Annotated in this window: 20 protein-coding genes, 2 tRNA genes and 2 other annotated features; of the genes, 16 read left to right on the top strand and 6 right to left on the bottom strand. The window is 35.1% G+C overall.

Annotated elements, in window-relative coordinates; translation table 11 throughout:
- The first annotated feature begins 100 nt into the window (after positions 1-100).
- From I586_RS05535 to glmS, 5 genes are all read left to right on the top strand, one after another.
- Positions 101-958: an SAM hydrolase/SAM-dependent halogenase family protein gene (locus I586_RS05535; protein ID WP_010764147.1), complete on the top strand. Its 858-nt coding sequence runs from the start codon at positions 101-103 to the stop codon at positions 956-958.
- Between the two features lie 11 nt (positions 959-969).
- Positions 970-1,521: an ECF-type riboflavin transporter substrate-binding protein gene (locus tag I586_RS05530; RefSeq protein WP_010764148.1), complete on the top strand. Its 552-nt coding sequence runs from the start codon at positions 970-972 to the stop codon at positions 1,519-1,521.
- Positions 1,522-1,651: 130 nt separating this feature from the next.
- Complete coding sequence (locus I586_RS05525) at positions 1,652-3,361, top strand: ABC transporter ATP-binding protein (protein ID WP_010764149.1); 1,710 nt, start codon at positions 1,652-1,654, stop codon at positions 3,359-3,361.
- The gene (locus I586_RS05520; RefSeq protein WP_010764150.1) at positions 3,358-4,191 is read left to right on the top strand and encodes an energy-coupling factor transporter transmembrane component T family protein; all 834 of its coding nucleotides are present in this window, start codon (positions 3,358-3,360) and stop codon (positions 4,189-4,191) included. Before I586_RS05525 ends, I586_RS05520 begins: the two co-directional genes overlap by 4 nt.
- 463 nt (positions 4,192-4,654) lie before the next feature.
- Positions 4,655-6,466, top strand: a complete 1,812-nt coding sequence (gene glmS, locus I586_RS05515) for a glutamine--fructose-6-phosphate transaminase (isomerizing) (protein ID WP_010764151.1) — start codon at positions 4,655-4,657, stop codon at positions 6,464-6,466.
- Positions 6,467-6,513: 47 nt separating this feature from the next.
- Here the strand turns inward: glmS and I586_RS05510 are convergent, their stop codons facing one another.
- Positions 6,514-8,010, bottom strand: a complete 1,497-nt coding sequence (locus tag I586_RS05510; protein ID WP_010764152.1) for a histidine kinase dimerization/phospho-acceptor domain-containing protein — start codon at positions 8,008-8,010, stop codon at positions 6,514-6,516.
- Entirely contained in the window at positions 8,000-8,698 is a 699-nt protein-coding gene (locus tag I586_RS05505; protein ID WP_010764153.1) for a response regulator transcription factor, read from the bottom strand. Before I586_RS05505 ends, I586_RS05510 begins: the two co-directional genes overlap by 11 nt.
- A 127-nt stretch (positions 8,699-8,825) precedes the next feature.
- Between I586_RS05505 and I586_RS05500 the strand changes: the two genes are divergently transcribed.
- The gene (locus tag I586_RS05500; RefSeq protein ID WP_010764154.1) at positions 8,826-9,107 is read left to right on the top strand and encodes a hypothetical protein; all 282 of its coding nucleotides are present in this window, start codon (positions 8,826-8,828) and stop codon (positions 9,105-9,107) included.
- Between the two features lie 244 nt (positions 9,108-9,351).
- Here I586_RS05500 and I586_RS05495 read toward each other — a convergent pair whose 3' ends face one another.
- The gene (locus I586_RS05495; protein ID WP_010764155.1) at positions 9,352-10,242 is read right to left on the bottom strand and encodes a C40 family peptidase; all 891 of its coding nucleotides are present in this window, start codon (positions 10,240-10,242) and stop codon (positions 9,352-9,354) included.
- Between the two features lie 348 nt (positions 10,243-10,590).
- Between I586_RS05495 and I586_RS05490 the strand changes: the two genes are divergently transcribed.
- The 5 genes from I586_RS05490 (at position 10,591) to I586_RS05470 (ending at position 14,627) form a co-directional block, all read left to right on the top strand.
- Positions 10,591-11,172, top strand: a complete 582-nt coding sequence (locus I586_RS05490; protein WP_010764156.1) for a TetR/AcrR family transcriptional regulator — start codon at positions 10,591-10,593, stop codon at positions 11,170-11,172.
- Positions 11,173-11,312: 140 nt separating this feature from the next.
- Complete coding sequence (locus I586_RS05485) at positions 11,313-12,404, top strand: ABC transporter permease (protein WP_010764157.1); 1,092 nt, start codon at positions 11,313-11,315, stop codon at positions 12,402-12,404.
- 3 nt (positions 12,405-12,407) lie between these two features.
- Complete coding sequence (locus I586_RS05480) at positions 12,408-13,079, top strand: ABC transporter ATP-binding protein (RefSeq protein ID WP_010764158.1); 672 nt, start codon at positions 12,408-12,410, stop codon at positions 13,077-13,079.
- 158 nt (positions 13,080-13,237) lie between these two features.
- The gene (locus tag I586_RS05475) at positions 13,238-13,528 is read left to right on the top strand and encodes a hypothetical protein (RefSeq protein WP_010764159.1); all 291 of its coding nucleotides are present in this window, start codon (positions 13,238-13,240) and stop codon (positions 13,526-13,528) included.
- Positions 13,529-13,649: 121 nt separating this feature from the next.
- On the top strand, positions 13,650-14,627 hold the full coding sequence (locus tag I586_RS05470) for a tetratricopeptide repeat protein (RefSeq protein WP_167321482.1): 978 nt from the start codon (positions 13,650-13,652) through the stop codon (positions 14,625-14,627).
- Positions 14,628-15,264: 637 nt separating this feature from the next.
- On the opposite strand, the gene I586_RS05465 is transcribed toward I586_RS05470, so the two are convergent.
- Positions 15,265-15,336 (bottom strand) — tRNA-Arg (locus tag I586_RS05465).
- Positions 15,337-15,395: 59 nt separating this feature from the next.
- On the opposite strand from I586_RS05465, the gene rpoN reads away from it, so the two are divergent.
- Positions 15,396-16,721 carry an RNA polymerase factor sigma-54 gene (rpoN, locus tag I586_RS05460; RefSeq protein WP_010764161.1) on the top strand — a complete coding sequence of 442 codons (1,326 nt, stop codon included), beginning with the start codon at positions 15,396-15,398 and terminating at the stop codon, positions 16,719-16,721.
- A gap of 79 nt (positions 16,722-16,800) precedes the next feature.
- Here the strand turns inward: rpoN and I586_RS05455 are convergent, their stop codons facing one another.
- Positions 16,801-17,295, bottom strand: coding sequence for a GNAT family N-acetyltransferase (locus I586_RS05455; RefSeq protein ID WP_010764162.1), 495 nt, complete (start codon positions 17,293-17,295; stop codon positions 16,801-16,803).
- A 124-nt stretch (positions 17,296-17,419) separates the two neighbouring features.
- Positions 17,420-17,492, bottom strand: a tRNA-Thr gene (locus tag I586_RS05450).
- 209 nt (positions 17,493-17,701) lie between these two features.
- Positions 17,702-17,936: a binding site (T-box leader), on the top strand.
- Positions 17,937-18,022: 86 nt separating this feature from the next.
- Positions 18,023-18,274: a binding site (T-box leader), on the top strand.
- A gap of 68 nt (positions 18,275-18,342) precedes the next feature.
- Here I586_RS05450 and I586_RS05445 point away from each other — a divergent pair.
- Genes I586_RS05445 through I586_RS05430 form a run of 4 tightly spaced genes read left to right on the top strand, consistent with a single transcriptional unit; the run spans position 18,343 to position 21,827 of the window.
- Entirely contained in the window at positions 18,343-19,191 is an 849-nt protein-coding gene (locus I586_RS05445; protein ID WP_010764163.1) for a MetQ/NlpA family ABC transporter substrate-binding protein, read from the top strand.
- A complete protein-coding gene (locus I586_RS05440) occupies positions 19,188-20,258 on the top strand; it encodes a methionine ABC transporter ATP-binding protein (protein ID WP_010764164.1) in 1,071 nt (356 codons plus the stop codon). Before I586_RS05445 ends, I586_RS05440 begins: the two co-directional genes overlap by 4 nt.
- Positions 20,259-20,285: 27 nt before the next feature.
- A complete protein-coding gene (locus tag I586_RS05435; RefSeq protein ID WP_010764165.1) occupies positions 20,286-20,966 on the top strand; it encodes a methionine ABC transporter permease in 681 nt (226 codons plus the stop codon).
- 27 nt (positions 20,967-20,993) lie between these two features.
- Positions 20,994-21,827: a MetQ/NlpA family ABC transporter substrate-binding protein gene (locus I586_RS05430; protein ID WP_010764166.1), complete on the top strand. Its 834-nt coding sequence runs from the start codon at positions 20,994-20,996 to the stop codon at positions 21,825-21,827.
- Positions 21,828-21,838 lie beyond the last annotated feature (11 nt).

Raw genomic sequence — 21,838 nt, 5'->3', positions numbered from 1 at the left:
AATTGACAGAATAAACAGAAAAAGGTACGATGTTTGAGAATTGATAGAAAAATCAATTTATAAAAAATGAAAAATAAGCGAATATGAGAGGAGTAATGTGATGGGGAATTATTTAGTTTTGCAAACAGATTTTGGACTTGGCGATGGCGCAGTAAGTGCGATGTATGGTGTTGCTCATATGGTAAGTGATGCGATTAGCGTTGGTGATTTGACCCATGAAATTCCTCCTTATGATATTTGGGCAGCGTCTTATCGTTTGTATCAGACCGTAAAATATTGGCCCAAAGGAAGTGTGTTTGTTTCTGTTGTTGATCCGGGTGTAGGCAGTACGAGACGAAGTATCGTAGCGAAAACAAATTCAGGGCACTATATTATTACGCCAGATAATGGATCGTTAACACATATTTCTCATTATCAAGGAATTGAAGAGATTCGCGCAATCAATGAAGTAACGAGTCGTTTACCACATTCAGAAGAAAGTCATACGTTTCATGGTAGGGATATTTATGCCTATAATGGCGCGCGTTTAGCGAGTGGGGAGATTTCTTTTGAGGAATTAGGAAAGACTGTTGCGATTGATTCTGTTGAAGCTTTACCATTGATTGAAGCGAAGCATGATCAACATATTTTGGAAGGCAGTATCGATGTTTTAGATATTCGGTTTGGTTCCTTGTGGACAAATATTCCACTGTCGTTTATGAAGGAAGAAAATATTGTTCATGATGACCAGCTGCAAGTAACCATCTATCATCAAGGGAAAAAAGTGTACCAAAATATTATGAAATTTGCTAAATCATTTGCAGATGTGAATATTGGTGAGCCTTTAGTGTATGTAAATTCATTGGTAAATATTGGCGTAGCAGTCAATCAAGACTCATTTTCTAAACTGTACCATATTGGTACTGGAACGGATTGGACGATTCAATTAAGAAAAGCACCAAAAATCATTTTTGAATAGGAGCGGGGAATATGAAAAAAGAATTTTCAGTAAAAACAATCGTAGCAATTGGTATCGGTTCGGCAGTCTTTGTTATTCTAGGCCGTTTTGTCGTGATTCCAACAGGATTTCCTAATACAAACTTAGAAACAGCATATCCTTTTTTAGCATTGATTTCTGTTATTTTTGGACCTGTAGCGGGTGGTCTAATCGGACTTATCGGTCATACGTTAAAAGATTTTACAACATATGGCGGTGCGTGGTGGAGTTGGATCGTTTGTTCTGGTATTATTGGAGTGGTCTATGGTTTAGCTGGTAGAAAAATCGATCTTCAACATGGCGAGTTTAACAAAAAGGACATTATTCATTTTAATATTTATCAAGTGATTGGAAATGCCGTAGTTTGGGGCTTGATTGCACCGACTTTAGATGTATTGATTTATAGTGAGCCAGCTAGCAAAGTATACACACAAGGCGTGATTGCTGTTATATTAAACATTATTGCAGTCGGAATCATCGGAACCTTATTGATGGCCGCTTATGCTGCAACACGAACTAAAAAAGGCAGTTTAACAAAAGATTGATTATGTAGTAAAATGAAATTAGATAAATATAATTTCTGAAATAAAATTAAGGGCGAGAAAAAGCAAGCTTGATTTTAAAGCGTACCAGCCTTTTCTCGTCCTTTTTACATAGAATAAAGGAGTGGCATCAATGAAAAAACCACTGATAACGTTTAAAAATTTTACATTCCAATATCATAGTCAGGCGGAACCTACATTACATAATATCGATCTAACGATCTATGAAGGGGAGAAAGTCTTGATTGTTGGTCCAAGCGGCAGTGGTAAATCAACCTTTGCTCAGTGTATCAATGGACTGATTCCGTATAGTTTTGAAGGGGAAATAACTGGGAATGTAATAATCGGTGAAAAAGAATTAACCAAGACAAGTCTATTTGAGTTATCTTTTGATGTTGGAACGGTATTACAGGATACAGATGGTCAGTTTATTGGCTTAACAGTGGGAGAAGATGTTGCCTTTGCCTTAGAGAACGATGAAGTCTCACAAAAGAAAATGAAAGAAGAAGTAGAACGTTGGACAACTGTTGTTGGGCTGAAAGATTTTTTGTCTCATCGACCACAAGATTTATCAGGTGGCCAAAAGCAACGAGTTTCAATGGCTGGCGTATTGATCGATGAAGCCCCTATCCTATTATTTGATGAACCCTTAGCTAATTTAGATCCCAAAGCTGGAAAAGAAACGATTGCATTGATTGAAGACATTCATCAAAAAACAGAAACAACTATTTTGATTATTGAGCATCGCTTGAAAGATGTGTTATATCGCTCCGTTGATCGGGTGATTGTGTTTAATGATGGGCGAGTTGTGGCTGATATGCCTGCGGATGAACTATTAAAAACGAATATTCTAACAGAACAAGGTATACGAGAGCCACTGTATATAACTGCTATGAAATATGCTGGTGTTGATTTGGAAATCGTTGACTTTCTAGCTACTATCGAAAAAGTTCAAGCGCCAAAGTTAAAAGAGCAAATGGAAAAATGGATGAACAACCAAGTTCACATTCCAAAACCAAATGCCTTGCCACCGTTATTAGCGCTTCAAAATGTAACCTATCAATATAACCGAAATGATCGATATGTTTTAAACGATGTTTCCGTCACATTCAATCGTGGTGAAATGATTAGTATTGTCGGAAAAAACGGTGCTGGAAAATCGACATTAAGTAAAGCGGTGTGTGGGTTTATTCGACCTCAATCAGGAATGATGAGTTGGTTAGGAGAAGACTTCACCAAATTTTCTATCAAAGAACGTGCGGATAAAATTGGTTATGTTATGCAAAATCCAAATCAAATGATCTCAAAGAAATTGATTTTTGAAGAAGTGGCTTTAGGTTTGACACTAAAAGGGATTCCAGAAGAAGAAATCAAGGAACGCGTTGAAAAGGTACTAAAAATATGTGGATTGTATTCATTTCGTCATTGGCCGATTTCAGCACTTAGTTTTGGGCAAAAAAAGCGAGTTACAATTGCAGCTATTTTAGTTTTAGAACCTGAAATGATCTTATTAGATGAGCCAACTGCCGGACAAGATTTCAAACATTACACTGAAATGATGACATTTTTGGAGGAACTAAATAAAATGGGTGTGACGATTGCTATGATCACACATGATATGCATCTTATGTTGGAATATACAGATAGGGCTTTGGTTTTATATGATGGAAACATTATTGCTGATACAACGCCAGTCAAGGTTCTGACTGATTCTAAGTTAGTGGAGCAAGCCTCTTTGAAAGAAACAAGTTTGTTTACGTTTGCGCAACATTTAGGGATTGAAGATCCGTTTTTATTCACAGAAAACTTTATGACGTATGATCAGGAGGTACGCTTTAAATGAATGAACATCAAACATTAGGCTTTATTCCTGATAATACGGTGATCCATAAATTAAATGGAACAGCAAAACTGATCTTTTTGATTTTATTATCTGTGGCTTGTATGACAACTTATGACACTCGATTTTTGATCGGGATGACCGTATTTTCATTAGTATTATTCAAGTTATCAAATATCAGATGGCACCAAATTTCATTTGTTGTAAAATTTATTTTTATTTTTTCATTATTAAATATTATTGCAGTCTATCTGTTTGCACCAGAATATGGAGTGGAATTATATCAGTCTAGAACGGTGATTTGGGAAGGAATCGGTCGGTTTACATTAACACAAGAGCAGTTGTTTTATGAGTTCAATTTAGTGTTAAAATATTTATGTACGATTCCTTTAGTTTTGATTTTTCTCTTAACGACGAATCCAAGTGAATTTGCCTCTAGTTTGAATCGAATTGGTGTTAGTTATAAAATCAGTTATGCTGTAGCACTGGCTATTCGCTATATTCCTGATGTCCAAGAAGATTTTGTCAATATTTCGCTTGCCCAACAAGCTCGTGGGTTTGAGATGTCTAAAAAAGGCAAACTAACACAGCGGCTAAAAGGAACTGCTCAAATTGTTTTTCCGTTAATTCTTTCAAGTTTAGATCGAATTGAAACAATCAGTACAGCCATGGAACTACGTCGCTTTGGTGAAAAAAAGAAAAGAACGTGGTATGCGCAACAGCCTTTTCATGTGTCTGATTTTCTAGTCATGGGATTCGCTGTGCTATTGACTGTAATCAGTTTTGCCTTATTCAAAGTAAACGGCGGACGCTTTTATAATCCATTTCATTAATCATTTTTAAGCTTACTAGCGATTTTAGTAAGCTTTTTTTGTTTCCTTTTTCAGACTAGACCAATTTTGTTTTTGGATAAAACTATTGACATCTATATTTGTTGTATTGTATTATTAGTGCAGTTTCTATTTAACTAAATAAAAAGGAGGGTAGTTATACCAATGTTAGGATAGCGCCAGGCCTGATCAATCAGGTGACGAGGAAAGAGCTTATCGAAAATTTCGGCGGATGGCTCTAGGGTCTGCACTCTACAAGTTGGAGAAAAAAATAATTGTAAGATTATAACAAAAATCCAACTACGCAGAATAGAAACCTATGATGAAGGAACAAGAAAATTGAAAGAATTGAGAATAAAAGAATTTAACCTATTTTTTAGTATAAGAATGCAAAAATTTTTTTATTTGTCAGCTTTTTTTCTTGAGTAGTAACCTAAGACAATCGAGAAAGTAGGATATGGATATTATGTGTGGAATTGTAGGAATAATTGGAAAAGACAATGCAACAGATATTTTAGTACAAGGGTTGGAAAAATTAGAATACAGAGGATATGATTCAGCTGGGATTTTTGTAACGGGGAAAGAGCAAGAAGAATATCTAGTAAAATCTCTAGGCAGAATTGCAGATCTACAAAATAAAATCAGTCCAGAAGTTCAAGGGACAGTTGGTATTGGGCATACTCGTTGGGCAACCCATGGAAAACCAAGCGAAAGAAATGCGCATCCCCATACATCAAGTAATCGGCAGTTTATTCTTGTCCACAATGGTGTGATTGAAAATTTTGAGGAAATAAAACAGGAATTTCTTCAAACTAAATCTTTAGAAGGTGAAACAGATACAGAAATTGCGGTTCACTTGATCGAACATTTTGCAGAAACTGGTTTATCGACAAAAGAAGCGTTTAAAAAAGCGTTGACTGTGATCAATGGATCATATGCATTTGCCTTGATTGATAAAAATGATCCAGATACAATTTATGTGGCTAAAAATAAAAGCCCACTTTTGATTGGTCTTGGAGAGGATTTTAATGTGATCTGTAGTGATGCTATGGCGATGCTTACTGAGACAAATCATTTTGTTGAAATCGCCGATGGTGAAATGGTCATTGTTAAAGCAGATAAGATCGTGATCGAGGATCAAAAAGGCAATTTAGTTTACCGTGAGTCTTATGAAGCACAATTAGATTTAAGCGATATCGAAAAAGGCACATACCCTTATTATATGCTAAAAGAAATCGATGATCAGCCAGCTGTTATGCGTCGGATTGTACAGGAATATACGAATACACTTGGAGAAACAATTATTGATGAAAAAATCATCGAAACTATAACAGCCAGTGATCGTATTTATATCGTTGCTTGTGGAACTAGTTATAATGCTGGCTGGGTTGGAAAAGCACTTCTTGAAAAAATGACAAATATTCCAGTGGAAGTTCATCTTTCAAGTGAATTCGGCTATAATATGCCGTTATTATCCGAAAAACCGTTTTTCATTTTTTTAAGTCAAAGTGGTGAAACAGCAGATAGTCGTCAAGTGTTGGTTCAAGTTAATGAACAGGGATTCTCCTCATTGACATTGACAAATGTTGTGGGCTCTACATTGTCTAGAGAAGCGGATTATACATTATTACTTCATGCGGGACCAGAAATCGCTGTCGCTTCAACCAAAGCATATACAGCGCAAATTGCTGTCTTAGCTGTTTTGGCTAAAGCGGTTGGAGACAACAAAAGAAATCAGTTTTCATTGGATTTTGATATTGCGCATGAACTAAGTGTTATTGCAGCAGTTATAGAGACGATCATTGATGAAAAAATGTTGATCAGTCAACTGGTTGAAGAGTATTTGACAACAACAAGAAATGCTTTCTATATCGGTCGAGGTGTAGATTACTATGTATCGATGGAAGCATCGTTGAAACTGAAAGAAATTTCGTATATACAAGCTGAAGGATTTGCAGCTGGAGAGCTAAAACATGGGACGATTGCGTTGGTTGAAGAAGGAACACCAGTCTTTGGAATAATTACAGATAAAAAGACTGCTGCTCATACGCGTGGTAATTTAAAAGAAGTTGAAAGCCGCGGTGCTCATAATTTTGTGATAGCATTGGCGTCATTGTCTAAAGAAACAGACCAATTCATTATACCTGATGTACATCCTTTATTAACGCCGTTAGTTAGTGTTGTTCCTACACAGTTGATTGCGTATTTCGCAACACTGCAAAGAGGATATGATGTAGATAAACCCCGCAATTTAGCGAAGAGTGTTACGGTAGAATAGAGAGAAAAATGCTGAACGTATCGTGAACGATACATTCAGCATTTTTATTATATCGGTATTCCAACATAGAAGGTTGTCCCAAGTAACTTGTCACTTGAAACAGTTAAAGAAAAGTGATGACGATCCGCTATTTCTTTAGCGATGGCTAAGCCTAACCCAGTTCCATCAATGTGCTCTTTCGAACGTACTTGATGAAAGCGCTGGAAGATTTCTTTTTGTTCTTTCTCAGAAATGTATGAACCAATATTATGAATACTAATAATTAATTTGTCTGTTTCTAAAATGGTTTGCACTGTGATTATTGCCTGATTAGGAGAAAATTTGAGTGCATTTTCAATCAGAATAACAAAAAGTTGTCGAATGCGACCGTAATCACCGTTGACAATAATAGGGTGCTCTAAAGCATTTTCCAGATGCAAATGCTGTTTTTTCTCTGATGTTTTTAAACGTAGGCTTCTGAAACTATCAGATAAAATATCATTGATTGAAACAGATTCCATTGTAATGGTGAATTCAGGATTTTCCAGTCTAGATAACTCTAACAAATCATTGATCAATCTCTCTAAAACAATGGCTTCGGCTAATAGTTGTCGATGATATTGCGCAATTTTTTCTGGTTGATCGATCAAACCATCATTTAAAGATTCTAGAGACCCTCGAATCACTGTGACAGGAGTTCGCAATTCATGAGAAATAGTGGATAAGAAATTTTTCTGTGCTTGTTCACGATTTTCTCGCTGGAATTTTGCTTCAGTAAGACGGTCTTTTAAAATAGTTAATTTTTCTCCAAGTTGTCCGATTTCATCATGTGTCTCTATGTCTAAAGATTTTTGATAATTTTCTACAACAAGTTCTTCAGTAAATCGGCTCATTTTATTGATTGGGTTTATAAATTTTTTCGATAAGAGAATCGAAAGAATAAGTCCGATGATCCATGCAAGCATAATACTGATGAAGAGTAAAAGGTATCCTTGACTTTCTTCTTTATGAACGCTAGCGATCGCTGAGTGGAGTAGTACTACAGCGATAACATTACCATTATTGTTTTTTATCGGCGCACCCACAGTAACGGTCGGTTCTCCAATGAAATGACTAAAAGCATCACTTGTAGTAGTTTTTCCTGTATAGACTTTTTTGATTACGTCTTGAGCGTTGTTTGGAAGTTGGTTGTATTCCTTATTGTGCATATCGTGGCCTACAGTGATTGTATTGGCATCTTCATCAACGATCCAAATATCATCCATTGCCAATTGATCCATTACTTTCAGTAGAGAAGAATACTTCATTCCCATTCTCATTGAAGAATTAGAGCCCATCATTCCATGCATTGAGGAGCTGTCTTCAGTAGCAGAGTCATTTTGCTCAGTAAAATACTCATTTAATGCATCTGCAATAACAGTTGCACGACGCGTCATTTCTTCAGTATGGATCGTAACAGTTTGTCTAGAAAACAAAATACTAAACGCAACACCGATCACTAAAGAAAAAAGTAATAGCGTTAATGAAAAATAGAGAATGAGTTTCGTTGTTAGTTTATTTTTCATTTTTGCCCTCGAATTTGTACCCTTGTCCCCAAACGGTGGCAATCTCCCATTTTGGATGATCAACTTCATCTAATTTTGCCCGCAAACGTTTGATATGGGTATCGACTGTTCTTGAATCCCCAAAGTAATCTATGCCCCATAAACTATCTAATAAGTTATCTCTTGAAAAGACTTTTTCTCGGTTAGCTAAAAGAAGCCACAGAATTTCTAATTCTCTTTTGGTCAAAAGAATTTCCTGTTGTGCAATCGTGACTTTCTTTTCGTCCAAGTAAACAACGAGATTATCATAAGTCAACTGTACCATCGTCTGATGATTTTCTTCAGTTTTTTCAATTCTTCTTAGAATGGCTCTGACTCGAGCCATTACTTCGTTTGGTGAAAATGGTTTAACGATATAATCATCAGCGCCGATATCTAACCCCATGATTCGATGAAAGTCTTCACCTTTTGCTGTAATCATGATAATCGGAACATTTGATACACTTCTTATTTTTTTGCAAACATCAAATCCGTCCCGCTTTGGGAGCATAACATCCAATAAAACAAGCTCAATCGAGTTGTTAAAAAATACATCGAGTGCTACTTGTCCATCAAATGCGATAATCGGATGAAATCCTTCTTTTATAACATATTCCTTTAATACTTCTGTAATTTGTAAATGATCATCAACGATCAAAATATTTTTCATAAGATGACCTCCTAGTGTCTTCTTTTATTATAGTCAATAATCATCTATTTGGGGGATTTATTTTCGACACATAGTTGACACATTTATTGAATAGACTAGGGAAAAGACAAAAAGGGGGAAACGAAAAGTGAGTAAGACAATAGTTAGTGGTACGCTTGTATTATTTTTAACAGGGATGATAGGTTTTAACACCGTAAGTGAAGCCGTGGGAAGAGTTGATGATCACCAGATGCAGCAAAGATACGACAGACAACGAGATAGGATGAGCGAGGAGCAAATGCATAACAATCGAAACAGTAAAAGGATGACTAGTGATGACGTTTACGAAAAATTTTCTCGAAATCATAGGGATGAAGTAAACTGGAGGTACGATAATAAAAGAATGCGTTCTTGTTGGGAAAAAAATTAAAAAAATGCAAAAAAAAAGCGTTCCTCCACCGGAGAGATGGAGGGAACACAAATCAAATTACACACAACCATAAAATACCATATTTTTTAGAAATTCTCAAAAATTTCGATCTTTATATAAAGAAATGAGAAAAAATTTAGGTAAGGGCATTTTTTTTATAAAATTTGTCTCTATTTCTATAAAAGTTTATAAAAACTGATAAAAATCATTCGCCATTTATAGACGAATGATTTTTTGTTATAACTTATAAAATACGTATAGCGAAATCAGGAGAATAAGAAGCAACCGTTGCAATTTGTACTACATCACCTGGAACAGGTGCATGGATGTATGAACCGTCTCCCAATGAGATGGCGACATGATGTGTACCGCCATGACTTCCCCAGAAAACTAAGTCGCCAGCTTGTGCTTCTGATACGGGAATTGTCTCACCAGCGGTTTCTTGGTCGACTGTTGTACGTCCAATAGAACGCCCAGCAGAAGCGAATGCTACTTGAACCAAGCCTGAGCAATCAAAAGCATCAGGACCAGCTGCACCGTAGACATAGGGTTTACCTAAGTGGGTTTTCGCAGCGGCAACAATCTCTAAGTGTGTATTAGTTTGTTTGGATTGTTCATCTTTTTGTTTTTGTGCTTGTGCTATTTTCTTGGATAGTTGCGTTTCTTGTTTTTGCATATCTGCTTGTTGCGTTGAAATATTTTGTTTCTCTAAAGTTAGCCTGTTCTGTTTTTGCTTTAATTCTGTTAATTGCTTTGTTTTTTTAGTCATTGTATCCTCTTGAACTTCAACTGGTGAAAGACTTGTTGTAAGTGTGAGTGCTTGTTCATCCTTTAATTCAGCTACTTCAGAAATAGTCGTTGTAGACTCAATTTTTTCTAACTGATCCAGATCGATTTGAATCTTTTGAATGTTTACTCCAACTGTTGAATGTTGTTTTTCATTCTCTAATAGTTGTTTTGAAATGTTCTGTTTGGTCTCTTTTAATTGTGCTAATTTTTGCGAGGATGTAGCGATTATTTTCTCTTGTGCCATTGTCTCTTCTGATGTGGCAAACGTATACTCACTCAACGTAAAGCCAGCTGATAAGGTTACGAAACCTATAAATAATTTAACTATGTATTTATTTTTTTTCAAAAAAACTCTCCTTAAAAGTTCAAATTTTCTCTATTAAAATAGTGAAATACCTAAAATAAAGTGGATTATTTTAAGACCAGTTCATATTTAAACATAGCTAGAGCAAAAAGTATGTAAAAGGTAGGTTAAATGTTTATTTCTTGTTTTACAAAAGGGAGTCTTTGTTTCAAATAGATCGATTATTGTAATATAAATGGAAATAGATTTCAATAACAACTGTTTTTGAAATGTGCTGTTTTATCGTGCAAACGCTAGAGCAGTGTTTATTGACTTTCTTTTTTACTCATTTTGATTTAAAATAGTTCATACAGTGAAAGATTACGATCAGGTGAAAAGGAGGCTTAGGCAATGAAAAAAGAAAAAGTGTTTGAGGTTACGCATCACTCGATTATAGAGACTGCGAAAGATCTCTTTTTAACAAATGGGTATAAAAATACATCTACTCGTGATATTGCCAAGGCTGTAAATATCACGCAACCAGCGTTATATTATCATTTTTCTAATAAAGAAGTTCTATTTATTGAAATTAATAAACAAATTGGTAGTCAGTTGAAATATGAAATTGAAAAAATACAAAAAGAGTCAGATTCCCTTGAGAATCAATTGATTAAATGTACTAACGCTTTATTAAACGTTTATCATAGAGATATTTTTTCCTTCATTCATCAAAGTGCAGCAGAAATGGAACCAGAAAATAAGCAAAAATTGTTTTATATACTAAACGACTATTACTTAGAACCCTTGCAGGCTATTTTTGAATCTAACAAACAGTTTTTGAAGGGAAAAGTCCCATCTCAAAAGGCTGCACAGTTTTATCTAATGAGTTTGTCTTTATTATTTTCAACAATTCATCAACTATCTACAGAAAAAGAACGTTCAGACCAAATTGCTGAACTGATGGATATGGTATTACATGGTGTGTTACCTTAAAGAAGTAAAACGATTTTTTATCATGTGATAAAAAATCGTTGTTTAATTCTTTTTTTTATGTTAGAATTTTTATCAAGCGATAAAAAAGTTTCTTTTTTTAGATATTTTTTTATCACATGATAAAAAAGAGGTGGAATCAAATGTTTTTAGGTTTAGAAGAGATGAAATATTTCAAACTTAGGTATACGTTAGTAGTAGGTGTTATTGTCTTGGTAGCGTATGTTGCTTTTATGCTGTCTGGCTTAGCAAATGGTCTTGCCCAAGGCGTGCGACAAGGTGTTGATCAGTGGGATGCGACGAGTATTGTATTATCTAACGATGCAAACAAAAGCCTAAATGCTTCAAGTTTAGTAATGGACGATCTAAATCAAGTAGAGGCCAAACAAAAAGAACCACTTGGACAATATGCTGGGGCCTTGAATAAAACAGGCCAAAACAAAGAGACTGATAAGATAAATATTTCTCTTTTTGGTGTAACTGAAAATAGCACAATTAAACCTGACTTAGTAGAAGGACGCTATTTTAAGAATTCAGGAGAAATCATTATTCCACAAAATTTAGTGGATAAAGGAATCAAATTAGGGGATACGGTAAAAATTGGCAAGCTTGATAAAGAGCTGAAAGTCGTAGGGATTACAAAGCAAAATAGCTTTAGTATCGTACCATTGATTTATACTTCACTTGATCAATGGCAAGAATTAAAATTTGGCAGAATTATTGAAGGGGATGCCGCGCCGATCAATGGAATCGTGGTACGTTCAACTAAGACATCTGCAATCAAATTAAAGGATACAGATGATCATTTAGCCAAGTACGAAATAGAAGAATTTATCGAAAAACTACCTGGTTATAGTGAACAGAACCTTACGTTAAATGCAATGATCTATTTTCTATTTGTAATTACAGCAGCAATCATTGGGATCTTTATCTATGTAATGACGTTACAAAAGACAAGTTTGTTTGGTGTAATGAAAGCACAAGGAATTTCTAATGGCTATATTATTAAATCTATCATTGCCCAAACCTTTATTTTAGGTGTGATAGGTGTGTTGATCGGAGTGGTTTTGACACTGTTGACAAATCTAGTCTTGCCTTCTGCAATGCCGTTTGAATTAGATAGCACAAATCTAGTGATCTACAGTATCGTGTTGATCATTGTGGCTGTATTAGGGGGCGTGTTCTCAATCAGAACAGTGACTCATGTTGATCCGATGAAAGCGATAGGAGGGTAAAAAATGTCTGATATTTTAGTAATGGATGATATTCGTAAAACGTTTGGCAGCGGTCATGCCAAGGTTGAAGCTTTAAAAGGAATCAATTTAAAAGTAAAAGCTGGAGAATTTGTTAGTATCATTGGACCTTCAGGTTCTGGTAAGAGTACATTCTTAACGATTGCTGGAGGATTACAAACTCCCTCGGTTGGTACTATTAGAATCAATGACAAGGATTTTACACATCTAAGTGAAAAAAAACGGTCAAGGTTACGCTTTGAAGAAATTGGCTTTATTCTTCAATCTTCTAATTTGATTCCTTTTTTAACAGTAGAAAACCAATTTACTTTAGTCGATAAAATCGAAAAGAAAAAAATAGAAAAACAACGAATTACGGACTTACTGACTTCTTTAGATGTTGTTGATTTGATGCACAAATTTCCACGAGATTTATCTGGGGGAGAACGCCAGCGAGTGGCAATTGCGCGCGCGTTGTTCAATGAACCAAGTTTAATTTTAGCAGATGAACCAACGGCAAGTTTAGACACGGAGCATGCGTATGAAGTAGTAAAACTTCTGGCCAAAGAAGCACACGAAAAGCAAAAAGCAACGATCATGGTAACGCATGACCCAAGAATGATCGAGTGGAGTGACAATGTTTACCGTATTGAAGATGGTGAATTGACCAAAGAATAATAATAGGAAGAGAAATAAACGAAAAAGTTTATTTCTCTTCTTTTTAATTTTAAGTATTATAAAAAACAATTTTAGGTTATGATGATAGTGGGGAAAAGTAAAAAGAAGTAACTGGTATAAATATGTAAAAATTAATCGACAGAAAGTGAGGCAGAACAATGGATAATCGGGTAGAAGTGATGAGATTTTCACAATTAAAGAAACTTGTTGAAGAAATGGAAGCAAATGATACAATCAATGATGATACAAAAGTATTTATCGATACTGGATGGGACAGTGTTCAAGAAGTTGAACCAAATGCCTTTCATGTGGAAGAAGTTGTGGAGTTTAAAGTACAAGATGAGCTGACAAAAGAATTTTATGTTGGCTATACATTGATAGAAAAAGCAGAGCGGATGCAAGCGCATGGTCAGGCTGAGTCGGCTGTTATCATTAGAAATCTATACTAATGTAGTCAGGGCGTTTGAGGTATAAAAGGTTTTTTACTTTTAAAGGATACACATTAGTTCTTTTATTTGATATTATATATCAATAAATACTAGTTAATGGGAGAGAATCATTAGGAAGGTGGTGTTTCTTTTGACAAATAAAATTCCATTTCCAAAGAACTATGAACGATTTATTGAGCTGGGGCAAGAAGCAGAAAAGCAAAATCATTTGGCTGAATCTGTAGAGTATTACGAACAAGCGTATGCGATTCGACAAGATTTTCCGTTGAATCTAGTACTTGTAAATATGTATCTAGCATTGGAAGAACATGAACAAGCATTATCACTCGCTTCTGAGATGAAAGAAAAGTATTTTGCGTACTTAGATTATTTAGAAATTTATATTCAAATTTTGATCCAAAATCAGATGTTTATTCAAGCACATAGCGTTATTAATGAACGAATTTTGATGGAACAAAGTGATGAAATGAGAAAACTAGTTTCTCTGAAAAAGAAAATCCGTCATGTTGAATTAATGTATCAACAGTTTGAAGTTGGAAAAATAAGAGAATTGAAAGAAGAATTGGATGATTTAAATAAGCATACTTACTATGAACAGATGGCAATTGTGAAGAAGGCGGGGCGACTGCCTCAAGATGAATTTATCATGATCGGTAAAAAAATTCTATTGGATGAGCGGGTACATAATTTAGTTCGGTCTTGGATTCTGGAAGAACTAGCAAGTCTTCACGTCAAAGAAGAAGTAGAGTTTTTGTGGAGAGATAACAAAAAATATACCGTCATTCCCGCTTCGGTAGGGACACCAGTAGATAGTGCGACGTATCAAAGAATTCTTCTTTTTTTAGAAAAAGAACTACTCAATGATGATCCGATTTTATTGGTAGATATCATGGAAGAAATCCGAATTCATTTTGCACTGTTGTATCCATTAGCGGATCAAGTAATTGAAAATCCCGAATTATGGGCTGTAAGTTATATTATTTCTTATAATCATTCTATTGCTAAAAAATTTCAAGTAGATGAGAAACATTCCGAAATCGAAAAAATTCAACAGATCCAAAGTCAGATTCGATTTGAATTGGAGAAAATGGTTTTATAAATACCAAAAGAGTAAAACGGTGAAAAACCGCTTTACTCTTTTTTTGTATTATAAAAGCAAATTTATTTTTTTGTCATGGCCTTAATAAATAATAGTAAAATAAAAGAGAGTAGAAAATATAAAAAAATGGCACCTTGAATACATGCAATGACTAAAAATAAAAGCTGATAGTCAATAGTGTTCAGTTTATTAAAATAACGAACAAAAATAGATTCGATGAGAGCTAATAAAAGTGAAAATGCTAATAACCTTGTATGACGGTGACTCAAACGTATCAACTACCTAACTAAGATATTTGTTAAAAAACTATAATAACATAAAAAAAGATAGCATTTTATCAAATTTTAGATGAATTTAATAGATAAATGAGAAAGAGAAAATCATTGTAAGAAAATAAAATCTTATTGTAAGAAGAACAAAATGAAATAGGAATATAATAGACAATCTAGTATTTACAAAGTGTTTTTTCTAAAAAAAAACTCTCCTGAGTAACAGGAGAGTTCGCTAAATTTTGATATTTTGACTAACAGATTTTTATCTCAAAAGAGGTGTCAATTTCTTTGTTATCTACCTCAATCTACCTAAAAACTTAACTAAATAATCAGTGTTAAACTATGTTATAATGAATTGTGAAAAACGCGCCCTGAGGGAATCGAACCCCCGTCTCAAGAACCGGAATCTTACGTGATATCCACTACACTAAGGGCGCAAGCACGTTTACTAGTTTAGCTGATATTTAGATAAATTACAAGAGGGAGGACAAAAATAATGAAATTTGAACAACATTTATCACAACAACAAAAACAAGTCCAAAAACTTGCAATGACGCAACAATTACAGCAATCCATTCAGATTTTGCAATACAATTCTGAAGAGCTTTTTGCATACATAGAAGCGAAGGCATTAGAAAATCCCCTAATTGATATCCATGCAGATACAAGTTATAGCGATTTTTCAAGTTCTAGTAGCCGAACATATAACCATGAAGAAAATAATTATTTAAACCAAATTCCAGATAACCACACCTCTTTATTTGAATACTTGATTGATCAGATCCACTTAAATTATCGGGATACTTATTTGCGCACGCTAGTATTATTTTTAGTTGAATACATTGATTTAAACGGGTATCTGATGATCGACTTGGACGAAGCGGTTCAAAAAACTGGGGCAAAAGCTATCGAAATGCTGGATGCTTTGACGTTGATTCAACAATTAGACCCCGCGGGTGTTGGAGCAAGAGATTTACGGGAATGTCTTCTGTTACAGATTGAACGGGATGATGCTGCACCTGATTTGGCCTATATCGTGATTGAAGAAGAGTTCGATCATTTAGCGAATCGTAAATGGGGATTGATTGCAAAAAAATTTGACGTTGCGTTATCTGAGATTCAAGTGATTTTTGATTACATTCAGACCTTAACTCCGTCACCAGGAAGTATTTTTGAGTCGACTTCTGGCTTGTATATACGCCCAGATTTAACATTAAGAATTAAAGGCAATCAATTAAAGGTGCTTTCTAATAAAACAGGGACACCTACAATTCAGTTTCAACAAGCCTATTTTGAACGAATGGAAGCAACAGATGATAAAGAGGTTCAAGACTACATCAAGGAAAAGAAAAATGAGTTTGAATGGTTAGAAAAAACAATTATTCAACGGGGAGATACGATTTTAAGAGTGGGAACAGAAATCGTTCAACGCCAGCAAGCATTCTTTTTTCAAGAAGATCGGCCATTAAAACCAATGACCTTAAAAGAAATTGCAGAAACGTTAGATATTCATGAATCAACGGTCAGTCGATCAGTTAATGGGAAATATTTAGAAACAGAATTCGGTGTGTTTGAACTTAAATCATTCTTTTCTAATGGCTTATCAAATGATAGTACGGGTGAAGAAACATCAACGAGCAGTATCAAAAAACAGCTACAGGCACTTGTTGATAATGAAAATAAAGCAAAACCACTTTCAGATCAAAAGTTAGTGGACTTGTTAAAAGAACAAGATATTGAAATTTCTCGTCGTACTGTGACAAAATACCGAGAAGCTTTAGGCATCCCAGCTTCCTCCAAACGAAAAAGATACGATGTATAGCAGTTAATTGGATAAAAGTAAAAGTGCCCGACTCTTATTAAAAGAAGAAGGGCACTTTTATTATGAAATAAAGAACGCATCAAGGTTGCCAAACCAAATGTTCAGAAGGTAAGCCATCTTCAATTCCTTGCCAAACAGAGACAAAATGATGCTTTTCTAATAGATGTTTTGATGCACCGTTATTAGGATCAATAATGGCATAAACTGTAGCCTTATTTAACGATTCTGATTGCCGTACCATATCTAATAAGGTTGCAATGATTAGTGTCGCATAGCCCTTGCTCCAGTGGTCGGGTACGATCATATACCCAATTTCGAGTTTCCCTTCCTCATCCCAAGATAACTTGCCAAAACCAATATACGTTTCCTGATCAAAAAATTTGTAATAGCCTGTTTGATCTTGATGTGTTGTGTTGTATAGTAAAATCTTTTTGAAATTGTCGTTTGCTTCAAGATCAGTTTCCGCTTTTTCAGTAATGTAGCGCATCACACGAATGTCTTTGGTAAGAATGGAAAAAAGGGGTTGATCTTCCTGTTGATAAAAATCAAAGTCTAAGGTTCTATTTGCTGACATTGTTTTCACCTCTCTATAGCCTAAATTTTTTATTATACTTATTTTAATCATCTAAAGTTTAATTCATTCTATCAATGGAGGTCAATAAAAAAACTGTATCGATGAAGGATACAGTTTTTCATGAAGCCACCTGACGGATTCGAACCGTCGACCCCCACCTTACCATGGTGGTGCTCTACCAGCTGAGCTAAGGCGGCACTAGTAGTGATACAAATAACAGATTACCGTAGAAAATAGGGTTTGTCAATAAAATTCCGTTTTCAGTCAATACTTAGAAAATTAGACTATTAATACACTGTATGTGCTAATGAATTGTAAGACTAAAATAATGATTAAAAAAATTTTCAAAAAAAGATTTGACATAGAATTTATTTTCCAGTAGAATACAACGTAACAACAAAAGAATAACAGTCCGTTGAAGAGAAGAGTAAATTTGGACGTGCTTTATAAGAGAGTCTCGGTTGGTGAAAAGAGATAAGCGCATAAGAGTTGAAGATGGCCTCATGAGGATAAGCTGTTGATAAGTAAGCAGTTTCGGGAAAGCACCCGTTATCAAAGCGACAAGTTATAAGACTTGGTCTAAGAAAAGTAATGATGATTACTTTAAAAAAAAGGTGGTACCGCGATTATTCGCCCTTTACTAGCATAAGCTGGCAGAGGGCTTTTTACTTGTTCATCACTAATGACATAGTTTAGATGTTGAACAGTCACACAATTAAATGAAACAAATAAAGCAATGAGATGGAAAGTACAGATGAAACGATATCTAACAGAGAGCTTGGGTAGCTGAAAACAAGCGATAAACGACATCTAGAAAATGGCCATTGAGCAGCGCTTCGAGTGAATTATTCATAAGACAGCGACGGGTGTACCCGTTATAGTACTAGAGTATAAGCGATCATCGATCGCCGTACTTGATGAGGTTATCTATGTGAGTAGATAACAAATAGAGGTGGTAGCACGCAAAAGCGTCCTCAAATGTATAACATTATACATTTGAGGACGCTTTTTTATTTTTTATAAATAACGATAATGGAGGGATGATCTATGAAGAGAAAATTGTTAGGTATAGGGATGATTTTAGGATTAGCAGTTGTCATTGCAGCCTGTGGTAAAAATGATAATACGACGGCCAACGGTAAAAAAGAAACGAAAATCATTCGAGTCGGAACGTCCCCTGGACCTTATAGTGAATTATTTTTAGAAGCCGTCAAACCAATCTTGGAAAAGAATGGGTATCAAATAGAACAAACTGAATTTACAGAATTGATTCAAGCTGACGTAGCGTTGACAGAAGGCACGATTGATTTAAATGTTGATCAACATACAGCGTATCTAAATAATTTCAATGAGAATAAAAAAACTCATTTAGTTGGAATCACACCAGTCCCAACAGTGCCAGCTGGACTATTCCCTGGGAAAAGAACTTCACTAAATGACGTGCAAGAAGGAGATAAAATTGGTATTCCAGATGATGCGTCCAATACTGCACGGGCTTTTAATTTATTACAAAAAGCAGGTTGGATCAAATTAAAAGAGGGGATCGACCCAGTTAAAGCCACAAAAGAGGATATCGTGAATAATCCCAAAAATCTGGATTTAATTCAAATGTCATCGGCTCAACTACCAAGAAGTTTGGCTGATTTAGATTTCGCGGTGATTCCTGGAAGTATTGTCTACAGTGCTAAACTTGAACCAAAAGATAGTCTACTATCCGAAGATGTGCTAAAAGACTACGAATTAGTCGCAACAGTTGATGAAAAGAATGCAGAAAGTGATTGGGCAAAAGCTGTAGTAAAGGCATATCATTCAGACGACTTTAAAAAATACGTAAGAGAACACAACCAAGGAAATTACTGGTTTATTCCAAAAGAATTGCAGGAGGAGCAAAAATGATTGAATTAAAAAATATAGACGTTACTTTTTGTCAGAAGAAACAACAAATCGATGCTGTAAAAAATGTTTCCTTAACAATCGAAAAAGAAGATGTATTTGGCATCGTTGGTTATTCAGGAGCAGGTAAAAGTACCTTGGTGCGCGTAATCAACTTGTTACAACGACCCACATCAGGAGAAGTTGTGATCAACAACAAAAATATTCTTGGTTTTTCACCAAAAGAATTACGAGCACAGCGTAAGAAAATTGGCATGATTTTCCAGCACTTCAATTTGATGAAGGAACGAACGATTTTTGCCAATGTCGATTTCTCGTTAAAATATTCTGGTTTATCGAAGGAACAACGAAAAGAAAAAATTGAGCGGTTACTTGAACTTGTCGGACTTTCAGAGAAAAAAGATGCGTATCCTAGTCAGTTATCTGGCGGACAAAAACAACGAGTAGCGATTGCTAGAGCTTTGGCAAATGATCCAGAGATATTATTGTGTGATGAAGCAACGAGCGCATTAGACCCAAAGACAACGATCCAAATCTTAGATTTATTAAAGAAGTTAAACAAGGAGTTAGGCTTAACGATCGTTTTGATTACTCATGAAATGCAAGTGGTAAAAGAAATTTGTAATAAAGTAGCTGTGATGGAAGATGGACAGGTGATTGAAAGAAATGATATCGTATCGATTTTCAGCCAACCGAAAGAAGCCTTGACGAAGGACTTCATCCGAACAGCAACACATATCGATCAAGCATTGGAAACGATTATTCAACATCCTAGTTTAACTAAATTAAGTGGAAATGAAGTCTTGGTAGAAATTTCTTATGTAGGGGAACAAACAAGTGAGCCATTGATAGCGCAACTATATGGCAAATATCATGTGGTAACGAATATTTTATACGGCAATGTTGAAATCTTGCAACAAGTGCCAATTGGCAATTTAATCGTGATTCTTTCGGGAGAAGAAAACCAGCGAGATAAAGCCTTAGACTTTTTAAAAACACAAGGAGTAAAAATCAAGATATTGAAAAAAAGTGAACCACGAGAAAGTGTTGTACCATTACATGTTATCTAAAACAAATCATGAGAAGGAGTAATTGATATGCAGGCTTTTATACAGCAGTATTTTCCAAACGTTTTATTATTAAAACAAGAGTTTATTGACAGTACGATCGAGACATTATATATGGTCTTTTGGACGGCAATTATTGCAGGGATTTTAGGAACCTTACTTGGTGTTGTTTTAGTAGCAACAGGGCCAGAAGGTATTTTAAAGAATAGTGTTTTGTATAATATTTTAGAAAAAATCATCAATGTTTGTAGATCCATCCCTTTTATCATCATGCTGGCACTGATTCAGCCAATCACTCGTTTTTTAACAGGAACAACGATTGGAACAACGGCTGCTTTAGTGCCACTGGTGATAGGAGTGATTCCATTTTTTGCACGTCAGATTGAAAATGCCTTATTAGAAGTTGATCCAGGTGTTATTGAAGCAGCCGAATCAATGGGAACGAGTCCTTTAGGAATTATTTTCAGAGTATATTTAATTGAAGGATTACCAAGTATCATTCGAGTGTCATCTGTAACCATCATCAATCTAATCGGTTTGACCGCAATGGCTGGTGCAATTGGAGCAGGTGGCTTAGGGAATTTAGCAATTACTAGAGGTTATAATCGATTCCAAACAGACGTTACAGTTGTCGCAACATTGATTATTTTAATCTTAGTTTTTGCCAGCCAGTTTATTAGTAACACATTGATCAAGAAAACATCACATTAAAAAATAGTTGAAATGAGGAAAATAAAAATGAAAAAAACAATCAAGATTATCGGACTAGCGTTAACAATTGGGTTTGTCTTAGCAGGATGTTCTGCTGGAAGTGCTAAAAGTGAAAAAAATGAAGTCGTAAAATTAGGTGTTGTTGGTGCGAATAATGAAGTATTAGAATCTGTAAAAGAACGTTTAAAAGAGGATGGAATCGATCTTCAATTGGTGGAGTTTTCAGATTACACACAGCCAAATGCAGCTTTAGCAGAAAAAGAAATTGACTTGAATTCATTTCAACATCAGATTTTTTTAGATAACTATAATGAAGAACATAAGACGGATCTAGTTTCAATCGGGAATACAGTTAGTGCACCATTAGGTATTTATTCTTCTAAAATTAAAGATGTGAAAGAACTGAAAGAGGGTGCTGAAATCGCGATTCCAAACGATGCGACAAATGGCGGACGTGCGTTGTTATTATTGCAAAGCGCTGGATTAATTAAAGTAGATCCTGCCAAGAAACAAACACCAACAGTAAGTGATATCACTGAAAATAAATTAAACTTAAAAATCACAGAATTAGATGCGTCTCAAACAGCTAGAGCCTTGCAAGATATTGATGCTTCTGTGATCAATAGCGGAATGGCTGTGGATGCTGGCTTTGTGCCAACAAAAGATGCGATTTTCTTAGAACCTGTGGATGAAACATCAAAACCATATGTCAATATTATCGTTGCTCGTAAGGCTGATAAAGACAATAAAACGTACAATAAAGTAGTGGATACGTATCAACAAGAAGAAACGAAAAAAGTAATCGAAGAAACATCAAAAGGATCAAGTGTTCCAGCCTGGGAAACATTTGGTAGAAAATAAGAGGAGGACGA

Origin of the sequence: Enterococcus moraviensis ATCC BAA-383 (assembly GCF_000407445.1) — a bacterium.
Classification (GTDB): domain Bacteria; phylum Bacillota; class Bacilli; order Lactobacillales; family Enterococcaceae; genus Enterococcus_L; species Enterococcus_L moraviensis.
Note: the sequence above shows the minus strand (reverse complement) of the source record. Positions and strands in the feature narration are given on the sequence as shown.

What these genes read in the sequence shown, in the direction of transcription:
- I586_RS05530 (WP_010764148.1), top strand. Translation starts at nt 970, where the DNA reads ATGAAAAAAGAATTTTCAGTAAAAACAATCGTAGCAATTGGTATCGGT.
- I586_RS05485 (WP_010764157.1), top strand. Translation starts at nt 11,313, where the DNA reads ATGTTTTTAGGTTTAGAAGAGATGAAATATTTCAAACTTAGGTATACG.
- I586_RS05510 (WP_010764152.1), bottom strand. Translation starts at nt 8,010, where the DNA reads ATGAAAAATAAACTAACAACGAAACTCATTCTCTATTTTTCATTAACG.
- rpoN (WP_010764161.1), top strand. Translation starts at nt 15,396, where the DNA reads ATGAAATTTGAACAACATTTATCACAACAACAAAAACAAGTCCAAAAA.
- I586_RS05525 (WP_010764149.1), top strand. Translation starts at nt 1,652, where the DNA reads ATGAAAAAACCACTGATAACGTTTAAAAATTTTACATTCCAATATCAT.
- I586_RS05535 (WP_010764147.1), top strand. Translation starts at nt 101, where the DNA reads ATGGGGAATTATTTAGTTTTGCAAACAGATTTTGGACTTGGCGATGGC.
- I586_RS05505 (WP_010764153.1), bottom strand. Translation starts at nt 8,698, where the DNA reads ATGAAAAATATTTTGATCGTTGATGATCATTTACAAATTACAGAAGTA.
- I586_RS05455 (WP_010764162.1), bottom strand. Translation starts at nt 17,295, where the DNA reads ATGTCAGCAAATAGAACCTTAGACTTTGATTTTTATCAACAGGAAGAT.
- glmS (WP_010764151.1), top strand. Translation starts at nt 4,655, where the DNA reads ATGTGTGGAATTGTAGGAATAATTGGAAAAGACAATGCAACAGATATT.
- I586_RS05435 (WP_010764165.1), top strand. Translation starts at nt 20,286, where the DNA reads ATGCAGGCTTTTATACAGCAGTATTTTCCAAACGTTTTATTATTAAAA.
- I586_RS05440 (WP_010764164.1), top strand. Translation starts at nt 19,188, where the DNA reads ATGATTGAATTAAAAAATATAGACGTTACTTTTTGTCAGAAGAAACAA.
- I586_RS05520 (WP_010764150.1), top strand. Translation starts at nt 3,358, where the DNA reads ATGAATGAACATCAAACATTAGGCTTTATTCCTGATAATACGGTGATC.
- I586_RS05480 (WP_010764158.1), top strand. Translation starts at nt 12,408, where the DNA reads ATGTCTGATATTTTAGTAATGGATGATATTCGTAAAACGTTTGGCAGC.
- I586_RS05445 (WP_010764163.1), top strand. Translation starts at nt 18,343, where the DNA reads ATGAAGAGAAAATTGTTAGGTATAGGGATGATTTTAGGATTAGCAGTT.
- I586_RS05475 (WP_010764159.1), top strand. Translation starts at nt 13,238, where the DNA reads ATGGATAATCGGGTAGAAGTGATGAGATTTTCACAATTAAAGAAACTT.
- I586_RS05430 (WP_010764166.1), top strand. Translation starts at nt 20,994, where the DNA reads ATGAAAAAAACAATCAAGATTATCGGACTAGCGTTAACAATTGGGTTT.
- I586_RS05490 (WP_010764156.1), top strand. Translation starts at nt 10,591, where the DNA reads ATGAAAAAAGAAAAAGTGTTTGAGGTTACGCATCACTCGATTATAGAG.